11 protein-coding genes are annotated in these 12,547 nt (G+C 36.4%); 2 read left to right on the top strand and 9 right to left on the bottom strand.

From position 1 onward, the window contains the following. Window positions 1–506 precede the first annotated feature (506 nt). From VB776_RS07935 to VB776_RS07895, 9 genes are all read right to left on the bottom strand, one after another. The gene (locus tag VB776_RS07935; protein ID WP_323327780.1) at window positions 507–1,271 is read right to left on the bottom strand and encodes a hypothetical protein; all 765 of its coding nucleotides are present in this window, start codon (window positions 1,269–1,271) and stop codon (window positions 507–509) included. Continuing rightward, window positions 1,268–1,390, bottom strand: coding sequence for a hypothetical protein (locus VB776_RS07930; protein WP_323327779.1), 123 nt, complete (start codon window positions 1,388–1,390; stop codon window positions 1,268–1,270). Before VB776_RS07930 ends, VB776_RS07935 begins: the two co-directional genes overlap by 4 nt. Before the next feature lie 273 nt (window positions 1,391–1,663). Continuing rightward, the gene (locus VB776_RS07925; RefSeq protein ID WP_323327778.1) at window positions 1,664–2,560 is read right to left on the bottom strand and encodes an alpha/beta hydrolase family protein; all 897 of its coding nucleotides are present in this window, start codon (window positions 2,558–2,560) and stop codon (window positions 1,664–1,666) included. 475 nt (window positions 2,561–3,035) lie between these two features. Further along, window positions 3,036–3,968 carry a protein-glutamine glutaminase family protein gene (locus VB776_RS07920; RefSeq protein WP_323327777.1) on the bottom strand — a complete coding sequence of 311 codons (933 nt, stop codon included), beginning with the start codon at window positions 3,966–3,968 and terminating at the stop codon, window positions 3,036–3,038. Between the two features lie 3 nt (window positions 3,969–3,971). After that, window positions 3,972–5,051, bottom strand: coding sequence for a hypothetical protein (locus VB776_RS07915; protein ID WP_323327775.1), 1,080 nt, complete (start codon window positions 5,049–5,051; stop codon window positions 3,972–3,974). 502 nt (window positions 5,052–5,553) lie between these two features. Further along, a complete protein-coding gene (locus VB776_RS07910; RefSeq protein ID WP_323327773.1) occupies window positions 5,554–6,000 on the bottom strand; it encodes a hypothetical protein in 447 nt (148 codons plus the stop codon). A gap of 12 nt (window positions 6,001–6,012) precedes the next feature. After that, window positions 6,013–6,420 carry a hypothetical protein gene (locus tag VB776_RS07905; protein ID WP_323327771.1) on the bottom strand — a complete coding sequence of 136 codons (408 nt, stop codon included), beginning with the start codon at window positions 6,418–6,420 and terminating at the stop codon, window positions 6,013–6,015. Between the two features lie 260 nt (window positions 6,421–6,680). Continuing rightward, window positions 6,681–6,926 carry a hypothetical protein gene (locus VB776_RS07900; RefSeq protein ID WP_323327769.1) on the bottom strand — a complete coding sequence of 82 codons (246 nt, stop codon included), beginning with the start codon at window positions 6,924–6,926 and terminating at the stop codon, window positions 6,681–6,683. Window positions 6,927–7,189: 263 nt separating this feature from the next. Then, on the bottom strand, window positions 7,190–7,414 hold the full coding sequence (locus tag VB776_RS07895) for a helix-turn-helix domain-containing protein (RefSeq protein WP_323327767.1): 225 nt from the start codon (window positions 7,412–7,414) through the stop codon (window positions 7,190–7,192). A gap of 474 nt (window positions 7,415–7,888) precedes the next feature. On the opposite strand from VB776_RS07895, the gene VB776_RS07890 reads away from it, so the two are divergent. Together VB776_RS07890 and VB776_RS07885 are read left to right on the top strand one after the other, a co-directional pair. Continuing rightward, entirely contained in the window at window positions 7,889–9,229 is a 1,341-nt protein-coding gene (locus VB776_RS07890; protein WP_323327764.1) for a TlpA family protein disulfide reductase, read from the top strand. Between the two features lie 38 nt (window positions 9,230–9,267). Next, entirely contained in the window at window positions 9,268–12,531 is a 3,264-nt protein-coding gene (locus tag VB776_RS07885) for a SusC/RagA family TonB-linked outer membrane protein (protein ID WP_323327762.1), read from the top strand. The last annotated feature ends 16 nt before the right edge of the window (window positions 12,532–12,547 follow it).

The following is a 12,547-nucleotide window of genomic DNA, read 5'->3' as shown; positions in this document are numbered from 1 at the left end:
ATATTTTGTTTTACCTTTTTGAGTAATCAAAATTACTCCGTTGAAACTTCTCGGATTTGTCATTTTGATTAAACTATCTATTTTGGAAGAATAGTCGTCTTTTTCTTGTCCATAACTACTAAAACTTATTAAAAGGGGTACTATAAAAATGGTTAAAAGTCTGAATGTTTGTGTCATTAAAAATGTCTTTATTTTTTATGGTCTTGTTTTAATCGAGCGGTTTGTCATAATTGCCACCAACTCATAAATATACGTATGTTTGCTGTTTCTTTCCTAAAACTAAGTAATACATATAAACTAAGCAATTATTAGCAATCCAAATTAGTCTCAGGGTTTCCTAAGACCTAAAACAAGGAAGGTCCTCACGCCCGAAAGAGCTTATTGAATATATTAGAGTGTATCAGCGTGACGCTCTTTAACATTTTGAATCGTAGGAAACAACCTACGACTAGTTTGAGCACTGAACCCGCTTTTTTGCCAAACGCCATTATAGGCCGTTTTTATTGTCATGGCATCAAAAATATGTCAATAAGTAAATGGTTTTCTTGTCGCCACCGTAACCAACCTGTCAATGGGTTTTTGCATTTGTCAATATAATTGTGGCAAGGTTCACCTTCATATGAATTATTTTCGTCATTATAGAAACAATCATATCTCACTTTTAGCCAATCACCTTTAATTTCCATTGGACAAAAAAACTCGTGTCCTTTAGGAATTACTAATGTGTCAGCGTTGTCTTCGGGTTTAATTCTTAATGTGTAATTTTTTGAAATGCCTCCATTATCGTTTGTAAGCCGTCTTATTCCGAAAGATTGAGATATGTATTCGTCCCAAGTTTTGAAGTCATAACTTTTTGTCTTAGGTAAATATTTAATATCGGAAAAGTTTACTAAAACCTTATATGCTTTTTCACTTTTTGCGATACACACAAAATGCATTATTCCGTAGTCAGGCTTGAAAAATTTTGAGCATAAATTTATTTTACTTTCATCTTCATACATATCCCAACTTGCTAATTTTTCACTCAGTAGACTGTCATTATAAATTTCAAATTTTGATGGCGCTATGACTAAACCAATACCTAGACCTAATACTTGATTGTCATAACTGCAATTGTAGTCTTGATCGATTTGTTGGTTAATAGGTTGTGTCGAAAAAGTGTCAACGGAGGAATTGTCTATGGTCTCAATTTTACTTTCACTACTGTTGCTTTTCTGTCCGCACGAAAAGAAAATCGTCAAAATGAATATGGTTAAAAGTTGTCTTATCATGGTCGTCCTAAAATGGCACCTAACTCGCTAATATGCGAAAGTTTTGTAGTACTTTTTGTATTCTTGGTGATAGTTTTTGTACTTCCGAAAGTAGTTGTTTTATTAGTAATTCTAAACAATTCTCTTATTTTAAATTTAATTGGTCAAACGGACTAACAATTTTCGAAAGACTTACTTTACCAACATGAGTATCACTATAAATGATAAACAAACCTTAAAAACAAAAAAGCAGGCAAAACCTGCTCTTCCCAATATCTTCAAATCGAACGATAACTCCATAAAATAAACTTCCGAAGCTGACCGCTCAGGTTAAGTTCAAGACTATGCGTTCCTCATTCCTTCATGGTTTGGCTTTCAGACACCACTAATACTTAGTTATTGTAGGCTGTGCTTTATTTTGACACTTTAGACTTCTTAATGTTCAAAGTTTTCTGTTTTATCCATTGAATTGAAATGTCAAAAGGTGCTGTATCACTATCAAATACAGTATTGTGTCCTAATGCTGAAAATAAAGTATATTCAAAAGGTTTGCCTTGAACTTTAAATTTATTTAATTGCTCTATGCACATCTTTACAGGAATCTGTATGTCCTTTTCTCCAAAAAGCCAAAGTCCAGGAATTGAAAGAGTATTCAGAGAAATTTTGGGGTCAGTCGCCACGAATTGATACCTGTCAGGGTCATTTTTAGTATGTTCACGAGCATCTGCTTCTGTATGATTTACCCAAAAATTATTGTTCCCGTTAGTATAAAACTGAAATCGAAGTTGTTCCAGAGTCGTAATCGTAGGGCAACTAAATAAAACCATAAATTCAATTTGTGGATTTTTGCTTGCAGTAATTGGAATTATCCATCCTGCTTGACTAAACCCAACTAATCCAATTGGTATTTTTTTATCTTTCAAATAAGTCCGAAATGTATTTACCGCTGCATTTGCATCGTGAGATAATAAATTAAGATTAGTAGTGTCAATATTATTCGTTCCAACAGATGGTCCTACGTACACACCTCCAGACTCTCCAACTCCACGTTTGTCGTATGTCAATACAGCAATACCTTCTTTTACAAGACGTTTTGCGAACTCCATTTCCCTTTTTACTGGGTCAGACCCGTGAATAATTACAACTGCTGCAAATGGATTTTTAGGCATCAAAATTGAGCCTGCAAGAGTAATGCCCTGACTTTCAAACTTTACATCTTTAATGGTAAAGTCAGTTGATTGAGAAAATATTTTTGGTAAAAATATTAATGATAACCAAAGAAATAAGATAGAAAAAAGGGGTTTGTTCATTTTAGGTTTTTAAGAAAATTTGTTTTGAGTAGTCTTTTTTAGCATCGCCTACAATGTTAATATTAGCGAAGTAGTTAGCATCGTTGTTTATTTCGCCAATACATGTGAGGCTAAGTGTTTTTACGAAAGATTTGTCATACTTTTTGTATTGTTAAATGCTAAATTTTTACTTTCTAAAATAATAATTTATCATTTTATCTTTTCTTCATCAATGATGATTGCAGACAGAGTCTGCATTTTATTTATCGTTCAAAGTCTAATTAAGACTTTAAAGAGCGAGGAAACAACCTTGCCCCCTCTGGTAGTATCTTTAGCAAAAGCAAGTTAAAAATAAATGTATAATGCCAGACTAGCTGGCATTATATAAGGTTGATTACTATCGCAGTATGTCTCCACTCTGAGGAAAAAAATTAGAAAATAGTCTAAAATTTGCTCGCTTTTTATAATTATACCTTAGTTGTTGGCGGTAGCTTTGTTACCTTAATCTTTGTATTCTCTGTGTCCAATAAACTAATTTAACACTATACATTGTCCACATATCTGAGCTAAACTTTGGATACTTAGAAGCTAAATATCTGATTTTAGATGAAGCTGGGGTTCCGTCTTTGAAGTCTAAAACTTCCTTAAGGGTTGCACTATTACCTATAACAGACCTTATATCCATAACGTCCTGTAAATTTCTGTCTTTGTCTTGAACATATTTCTCAAACATTTCGTACGCCACATCATTGAGCGACAACATTTTTTCTAACCACAAATTATCATAGGCAAAATTTTTGTATGGATAAAAATAGCCATTAATAACATTGCTGTACCCGTTATTTTGTTTATTGAATTGATAATATTTCCCATCAAGAAATGTGTATTCAGCGATTTCGTGGTTACCAATAGAATTTAGCCATTCGGTATGTTGTAAGGGCCTATCTCCGTCAATTGATGGGTCAAATACTAATGTATCTATTTCGCCATTCTGATTTTTACTCAATACACATGGGGCAACATGAAAATCCCACTCAATTTTATTTTGACTATCAGTAGTTAATGTGTTTTTATCATAAATGAAAATTTTTCTTGTGTCGTTTTCAATCAGTTTTGAAGGTGCAAATACCCAAATCCTAAAATTTGAAATTTGGATACTGTCCAACAAATAATGTAAAATCAATGCTCGCTCAGGACAGCCACCTTGTGGATAGTTGAATTGGGCATTTGACTTTCTGGAAAGATAATTGAAAGCTAGTAAGGCATCTGTATAACTGATTGGCTTAATTTGATTGAAGTCAGGATTAGGATTACAATATGGTTCACAAGCAGAAGCAGGAAACTTTTGAACCATATTAAAATAAGTTTGTCCTTTTACTGATACAGTAATTAAAAGAACAAGAACAGAGAAGAAAAATATTATTTTCATTTTTTACGAATTTTTAAGTTGAGCAATCAAGTCGTTTACATTTTTCACGGTTATTATCAGTGGTTTTGTATTTATATTTTCTTGAATTATATAGGTTTTGTAGCTTGTATAACTACTTGTTCTGCCAATGCTACCAGATCCATCTGAACCTATTTGCACTGAACCAAATCCAAAAGAAGCGTTACCTGAAGCTCCAAAACTTCCTTCTCCGTTAAAGTTTGAATTTCCGGAATTTGAAGTCAATATGACTTTATAATTTGCATTTATTAGAATTTTGGTATTGTCTGACTGTTCTTGTGTTGGTATTTCATCTAAAATTGCTCCTAAAACATTAATTCGTAAAGAGTCATTCCCCTTGAAAATACCTTCTCCTTTAAATGCTTGATAGAGTGGCGAATACATTACACCCCCAAGAACAAATAATGATTTTTTTGCAGAAACGCCAACAGACGCAGCTGTTTTTATAGACGCAGCACTTACTCCTCCTGTTGCATTAACTGCCGCAGTTATAAATCCAGTACAGTCTAATGTATAAAGAAATTGGTCGTATGTTTCAGGTTTTTTTTCAATAAAATTATTTACGTTGAAATTTTTCACGCTATTAGCATTTTTAGCAAACAAGGGCTTAGATTTTCTACTACTATTTTCGTATTGGAAAAGATGTGCTAAAATATTACTTCCTTGCATAGCCAATAACGAAACAGTATCTGCCATAAAGGCATTTTTACTAACATCATCAGGTATAAAACCCGATACTTGATTTTTAGGTTTTAGCTTTTTTAATGCCTTTTTCATTTGTTTATCGCAACCACAATTAAAGTTTTCAGGGTCAAATAAATCAACTAACTCTTGATAAAGCCCAACTTTTTTTCCAAACTCTGTCCCCTCGTTTGCTGATTTGTTTCCATCTAATGCAAAAATTTCATAATCTGATTTTTCAAGTGTCGCAAGATTGATATCAAGTTCGTTTATGAATTTCATATTCTTATCACCTAATTGTGAATGCACTTCCTTGTTAGCATCTTGTGTTTCACAAGATGCTAACAAGGTTAAAACCAAAAGTGTCTGTGTTATTCTTTTCATTGTTATTTTGTTTTGTTATTGTCTTTTTAAAATTACCGCTAACGAGCAGGTGTTGCTGCAGGTGGGATATTTTATAACGTCCAGCCTAGAACCACTGCCCAATTGAAAATACAAAGTTGAAGTTAACAACAAAAAGCCAAGTTGAAACTCGTCTGTCGGAACTAAAGTACAACGATGCAAACAGCCGAAATTTCAACGTCCAGCTTCACTTGCAGCAATACCAATATTGAACTAAATCTCTAGTAGCTTTTACTTATCAAAGTTCTATCTTTGCATAAATTACAAAATCTTTTTAAGATTACAAAATAGGAACATTTAATGCCCAAAAAACAAAAAAAGCAGACAAAAGCCTGCTCTTCCAAAACCTTCAAATCGAACGACAAATCCATAAAAGAAACCACCGAAGCCGACCGCTAGACTAGCCGTCCGCCCAAGGTTAAGTTCAACATTGGTTTCATGCTTTGGCTTTCAGCCACCACGAAACCTTAGCTATTGGCGGTAGTTATTTTTCGTAGCCACATTTGTTCAATGCTTCTGTAATCTTACTTTCGTCAAAAACCTCTATCAATGTAGCACTATATATTATTCTGTTTTCTTTGTCAATTATACCAAGGATAAGACAGTATTTCCCATTTTCCTGTTGATTACCCACTAAGTAATAGTCTTCATTAATAACACTTAATGGTTGTTGTACTTGTTGCTGTCCATTATTTGGGCGTATCATACTCGCTATTTGGTCTTTGCTAAACCTATATAATTTGTATTTTTTCCCTTGTACTGTTAGGTAGCTTCTACTTATTGTTGAAATGGTTCCTGCCCCCTGTTGACCTATTTGTTGCCCTGTCGAAATTGTTACAGTTTCAGACATAAATTGGCCTGCGATTTTTTCTTGTGCAAATCCAATAAATGGAAATATTGCAATCGTTAATAGTGTTATTATTTTTTTCATAATTGTTTAGTTTTAATTGTGCTTTAATATATTGAATGGAATATGATTGTATGGAAGTCTTATATTGGAATTATCCTTTCTAACAACTAATCCAGTTGAACGCTGATAAACCCATTCACTCCAATTTAATTCATTTCTCTTTGCTTGAGCAACAATATAAGTTCCTATTCTCAATTTTGCAATTTCAACAGCATCTGTGTTAAAATCAAAACCAATTGTGAACTGTTGTACAATCTTATTTTGATTTCTACTCAACAAAAGTCCTAAAACACCTTGAGGCATCTTTGTAAATGGAGCTAACGTTGCAAAAGAAGCATTTACTAAGTCTAAGCCATTTTTAATTGTGTCGCTTTCAAGTACATTTAAAGCTTCATCATCTCCATCATTGCTGACATTAACAGTCTGAACCTCAAACTGCAAACCATTTGTGGGAACTAAAATGCCAAGGAAAATAAAATCCCCAATATTTCCTGCTCCTTCACCTTCTTTTGATTTGAATTTTTGTTCGAATTCAATAAGTAATGTTTCGTTTGAGTTTTCTTTTGCATGCTTACATTTAAAATGCCTTAGAATATTGTGTCTACCCCAACCAGGATAATTAATTGTGTAAAGACTGCCAAGTTTGATATTAATTTTTTGACCTTTTAAACTTTTGTCTGGCTGAATTGTAGACGCAAAATCTATTTTAGGAGATTAGCCCCATCTGTGGAAGGTTGAATATAGCCGTAAGTATGTTCTGTCCCTCGCCAAGTTGCAGTTGACAATTCGTCATTTTCTGGAAGGTCTTTAAGAGCTATGTTTTTATATTCTGGGTGTTGGTCAATTAGGTCACTTAACGAATTTACTGTTTCGCCATCACCAAGTTCAGTCAAAATTGATATTGCTTCAATTGGATTTAGTTCTGAAAATTTTGTCTTTTTTGTCATATTGTTGATGTTTGTGTGAATTTATTATAATTACCCCAACTCGCTAATATGCGAAAGTTTTGTCGTACTTTTTGTATTTATTTGTGTTATTCCAATTTTCTATTGTACTATCTATGTCTTACTATTTGTATTGTTGTGTATTTATTGTACTTCCTAAGTTAGAAAGCATCTTTATTCATTCCTAGTAATTCTCTTACTTTAAATTAATTGGTCAAATGGACTAACAATTTTTGCTAGACTTACATAAGTATTATAAATAAGATTCAGACATCCAATAACTCATCAACACTTATTTCCAAAACTTGTGCAAGTTGTTTAAGAACAAACGCAGTAGGGTTTGCACCATCATTTTCATAACGGTTTATAAACTGTTTATCTTTACCAATACTATTGGCTAATTGCTCCTGAGTAATACCAAGTTCGACTCTTCGCTTAGCAATTTTATTCCCAAGCTTTCTTTTGAATTGTTCAGATGTTTCTTTTATCATGATGCAAACTGACAATTCTTCACAAATTAAAAGTCAACATATATGTTGACTTTTAATTTATTTTTTTATATTTGTAATGATTTTTGGCATTAAACTAAAGAGTCTCGACGACAAATTCCGACAATTTGACCAAGACGAGATGGTAGACTTAATGCCCATGTCAATATTTTGCCTACTTTTGGCATTATAGTGCATGGGCTCTACCACTACGCCGTTCTTGGGAGCCGTCGGAAGCTTGTTGTGCGGTCGGTAGTAGCCCTGTGCTATATTGCTTTTCAAAGCCTTCTGCAAGAGACTCGTAAAATAGGTGCGAGTTATGAAACATTCCTTTTTTTATCCCAATCATGTTAAGGCTGTGTTCTGCCTTCATGTCAGCGCATGCCCTAAACAGCGCTACAAGAACATCATCAAAGCACCTGTATAAGGTAGCTTACCACTCTTTTGTTTTAATACATTCCTCTAAAAACTAAACCCATGAACGCAAAAACCTGCGTAAGGGCATTGCTATGCCTTTACTTTTACATATCTGTACATTTCCTAACCGCCCAAGCGCTTAAGGTGGGAGACAATATCCCACCTGAGCTTTGGAACTTGTCCCTGAAAGTTGCTAACCACCCCCAAGGCAAACAAAGCCTAACACTCAGTGACTATCAGGATAAACTAATCATCCTAGACTTCTGGGCTACTTGGTGTGCTCCCTGTATTAAATCCCTCAGCAAGCTGGATTCTCTGCAAAAGCAGTTTGGCTCAGCAGTGGTAATTCTGCCTGTCACCTATGAAAACAGCCGTAAAGCTCTTCCTCTATTTCGTAAAAGGGGCTGGAGCCTACCAACTGTGGTTGAGGATACTTTACTGAAAAAGTATTTTCCTCATACAGGTATCCCTCATCAAATATGGATTCGAAATGGTCTGTTCTTTGGAGCGTCTGCTGCTGCAGAATATATCAATACCTATAATCTACACCGTGCATTAAACGGAGAGGCTTTTGTCCTCTCACAAATCACCCCGCCTGTCAGTTTTAACCGTGATATTCCCCTCTTTCTGGATGGAAACGGGGGTAGTCTAAAGGATACCCGAATCAGGTCTCTACTCTCCAAACGCATCAACGTCAATATCGGGGGAATTACTAGAAGTGCTACCAATATTCGGGCTTACAATGTCCCATTCCGTAGTCTTATTTATGAAATGTATAGACTCGATATTCCTTACGCTGGTAGATTTAACCGAATCGTTTGGGAGATAAGCGATTCCCTCAAAGAAGAATTGATTGGCATACAACAGCAGAAAACAGGTATTTATGAAAATGACCTAGCCTACTATAAATGGCTAAAAGAACATTCCTACTGTTACGAACTAGCCATTGACTCTTCTCTGAATATTTCAAGAAAAGGACTCTATCAGTTGATGGAACAAGACATCAATCGCTATTTCAAGCTTGAAAAGGGAATCATCGCCGTCTTGGGAAAAAAGAAATTGCCTTGTTATGCGATTATCAATCGAGATAGTCCATCATCTGTTGCTGGATTTTCTAATGCTGTTTCTTCTAATCCAGTCTCTTCCGATAAGGCTGAAAATTACTTTGTGATGGAGAACCAAGCCATCGAGCAACTTACTAATTACATCATCGCAGTACTGGCACAACAGCCATATCCTATCATTGATAGGACTACCGCTAAACAAAATGTATCCATTCGGCTAAACAAAGCAAATCTTACCATCCCCGCTATCAAACAGGAGCTTAATAAGATTGGGCTTGATTTGGTATTACAGCAGCAGGAAATACCAGTCATCATCGTCAAATATGCTAATCTTTAATTCATTCATCTAATCCTTATCCCTTAATCTTCAAGCTAATGAAAAAACTATTCTTATTGTTCATGCTATTGATGGGAAATTGCGCAATGCTTTATGCCCAACGATTAAAAAGCAGGGTGCTGGACGCTACAGACGCACACCCGATACAAGGAGCCTCTGTCAGGCTGGTGCGGGCTGCTACTGGTACCATCACAGATGCCAACGGTTCCTTTGAAATGCTTAGTAAATACCCAATTGATACCCTTGTCATTTCTAGTATCGGTTTTAAGACAATAGTTATTGCAGTTGGTCTTGTTGACTCTGACCCTAGTCGTTCACTGCCTGAAAGTTTGTTGATGCACAGGGAATCCTTTGCCCTTGATGAAGTGGTTGTTTCTACAGGATATGCTAAAATCAGTCGGGAACGTGCTACAGGTTCTTTCACCCACATTAGCAATGAGCTAATCAACAGGAGTGTAAGTCCAGACATCATCAGTCGCTTAGAAGGGGTTACACCAGCTCTTCAGTTCTACAGAAGTACTGTCACACCCAAAGGAACCACTTCGGAGCTTAGAATCAGAGGAGTGAGTAGCATTTTCTCCGATACTGCTCCGTTAATCGTAATAGATAATTTTCCTTATGAGGGAGACATTAATAGTATCAATCCGAATGATATAGCCGATATTACCATCCTTAAAGATGCCGCAGCGGCTTCCATTTGGGGTGTTCGGGCAGGAAACGGGGTCATCGTGATTAATACTAAACAAGGAAAATACAATCAAAAAACTTCCATCAGCCTTCAGTCTAATTTCACTGTTGGGGAAAAGCCAAATTTGTTCTATAATCCTAACTTCTTAGCTTCACAGGAATTGATTGATTTTCAGCGATTGCGATTTGCGCAGGGCGGTTTTCAGAAGAATAACTGGACATTACTACCTGAGGCGATTGAGATACAGATTGCTAGACAAGAAGGAAAGCTTTCAGCTGAAGAAATGGAGCGGCAATTGAAACATCTAGCCACGAAAGACATCAGAAAAGACATGCTCGCCAATCTTTATCAAAAAAGCCTGAATCAGCAATATGCTTTCAATATTTCAGGGGGGAATAATAGCCTGAAATATATTAGTTCTCTTGGCTTTGACAAAAATCTTTCTGGAAACGTTGGGTTTAGTTCTTCAAGAATAACCCTGAATAATCAGTTTACCTACCGATTCAATCAAAAGCTAGAACTCTTTACTGGTCTGTATTATGCCCTTCAACATTTTAACAATAACGGACTGGAGAGAACAGACCTCATCCCTCGGGAGGGTGGTGCCATTCAGTCTTATACAAGCCTTAGCGATGACAATGGAATGCCAACTGCTATTCCTTATAAATACCGCCAAACTTACATCGCTACTGCGGAATCTCAAGGACTACTTAACTGGCAATACAATCCCCTTGATGAACTTGCTCTTTCTGATAAAACTTCCAAAAATAATGAAACAAGAATCAATGCAGGTTTACGTTATGCACTGATTCCAAATATAGCCTTGGAAGTAAAATATCAGTTTCGTCTTGCACAAGGAGCATCCCGCCAATATTACGCTCCACAAACCTATTATGTTAGAGATCTCGTGAACCGATTTACCCAAGCGAATGGCACTAGTGTAATACCTTCTGGTGGTATTTTATCGGGGAACCAAACCAGTGGGGATAGTCATTATGGAAGAGTACAGCTCAATTATAGTTATGCTGGGTCTGGTCATAGTGGGCTTTTTCAGTCTAAGCACCAATTGGATGCCTTGGCTGGGGCAGAGGTCAGACAAGACCGTTCTCAATCGGGTCCTGGATACTTGCTTTACGGCTATGATGACCAAATACTCACCAGTGCTCCTTATCTCAATTATGAGACGAGCTATCAATTACGCCCTATTTCCTCAGGGAGAATCCCCTCTCCTATCAATGATATTGGGTATTTGACTGACCGTTATCTCTCCTACTTTGCTAATCTGGCTTATACTTACGATAAGAAGTATACGCTTTCTTTCAGTGGTCGCTGGGATGCTTCTAATATTTTTGGCGTAGCTACTAACCAAAAGGGTGTTCCTCTCTGGTCGGTGGGTTTGCTTTGGAATGTAAAAGAGGAATGGATGCCAGACATTGAATTTATTGATTTACTTAAATTAAGGGCTACGTATGGGGTCAATGGAAATATCAACAAGCAAGTAAGTGCGCTTCCTAATATCTCTCTATCATCTGGTGTCATTACTAATTTTCCTTATGCACGTATAACCACTACAGGTAATCCTAATTTACGATGGGAAAAAGTAATTGTCTGGAACATGGCTACTGATTTTTCTTTCTTTCATAACAGAATCAGAGGAAGTCTGGAGTATTATGAGAAAGCTGGGATAGACCTCATCGGGTATGATTTTCTGGATCCTACGACGGGTATTTTCCAATCTCCTTCTGGTTTATATACCATTGACAACCGAATCAATTATGCCAATCTACTCACCAAAGGTGTAGATTTGGAAATCAATGGGGCTATTACGACGGGGAAGTTTAAATGGTCTGCGGTGCTGCTTGCCTCTTGGACACAAAACAAGGTAACCAAGTATAATGCAGCGGAAGCGCCTACCTTGCTTTCCTTTCTTCCTGCCTCAAACGCTGGGCGTGCGCCTGCCTATCAAGGGAAGTCTGTGGATATACTCTATGCCTTGCCTTGGTATGGGCTGAATCCTACTACGGGTGCTATGCAGGTGTATGATAACAAAGTGGGTGTTGATGGTGCGCTGAGTGAAAACTATGCGGCTTACTGGGCTTCTTTACAGCAAAGTAGTCTCAAGGAAATGGGGGTTACTGTGCCAGTATTCTTTGGTAGTTTTCGAAATACCTTTACTTGGAAAGGATTGACTGCTAGTGTTAATCTGATTTATAAAACAGGCTATCAGTTCAGAAGAAGTAGTATCAACTATTCCAATCTGATTAATTATGGTGGTGGTCATCGGGATTATGAAGCAAGGTGGAAATCTTCAGGGGATGAACTACACACAGCTGTTCCAGCAGTTACGCTTACAGCCAATACGACTCGTGATAATATTTATTTAAGTAATGAAAGACTGATTGAAAACGGAGCGCATCTAAGGTTAAAAGACATTAACCTTAGTTACAAGCTCTCAGCGCCTAAATTGGGACTGAGTAATGTATTGGTTTTTATGTGTGTCAATAATGTAGGGATTCTGTGGCGTGCCAATCAAGCAGGCTTAGACCCAGATTTCCCGACCTCAGACTACCCTCCTATTAGAACGTATTCGTTGGGCTTTAAAATTGACATGTAACACTTGAAAGATTTAA

It is taken from the genome of Arcicella gelida (assembly GCF_034931025.1).
GTDB classification, from domain to species: Bacteria; Bacteroidota; Bacteroidia; order Cytophagales; family Spirosomataceae; genus Arcicella; species Arcicella gelida.
Note: the sequence above shows the minus strand (reverse complement) of the source record. Positions and strands in the feature narration are given on the sequence as shown.

What these genes read in the sequence shown, in the direction of transcription:
- VB776_RS07935 (WP_323327780.1), bottom strand. Translation starts at nt 1,271, where the DNA reads ATGATAAGACAACTTTTAACCATATTCATTTTGACGATTTTCTTTTCG.
- VB776_RS07925 (WP_323327778.1), bottom strand. Translation starts at nt 2,560, where the DNA reads ATGAACAAACCCCTTTTTTCTATCTTATTTCTTTGGTTATCATTAATA.
- VB776_RS07920 (WP_323327777.1), bottom strand. Translation starts at nt 3,968, where the DNA reads ATGAAAATAATATTTTTCTTCTCTGTTCTTGTTCTTTTAATTACTGTA.
- VB776_RS07915 (WP_323327775.1), bottom strand. Translation starts at nt 5,051, where the DNA reads ATGAAAAGAATAACACAGACACTTTTGGTTTTAACCTTGTTAGCATCT.
- VB776_RS07910 (WP_323327773.1), bottom strand. Translation starts at nt 6,000, where the DNA reads ATGAAAAAAATAATAACACTATTAACGATTGCAATATTTCCATTTATT.
- VB776_RS07900 (WP_323327769.1), bottom strand. Translation starts at nt 6,926, where the DNA reads ATGACAAAAAAGACAAAATTTTCAGAACTAAATCCAATTGAAGCAATA.
- VB776_RS07895 (WP_323327767.1), bottom strand. Translation starts at nt 7,414, where the DNA reads ATGATAAAAGAAACATCTGAACAATTCAAAAGAAAGCTTGGGAATAAA.
- VB776_RS07890 (WP_323327764.1), top strand. Translation starts at nt 7,889, where the DNA reads ATGAACGCAAAAACCTGCGTAAGGGCATTGCTATGCCTTTACTTTTAC.
- VB776_RS07885 (WP_323327762.1), top strand. Translation starts at nt 9,268, where the DNA reads ATGAAAAAACTATTCTTATTGTTCATGCTATTGATGGGAAATTGCGCA.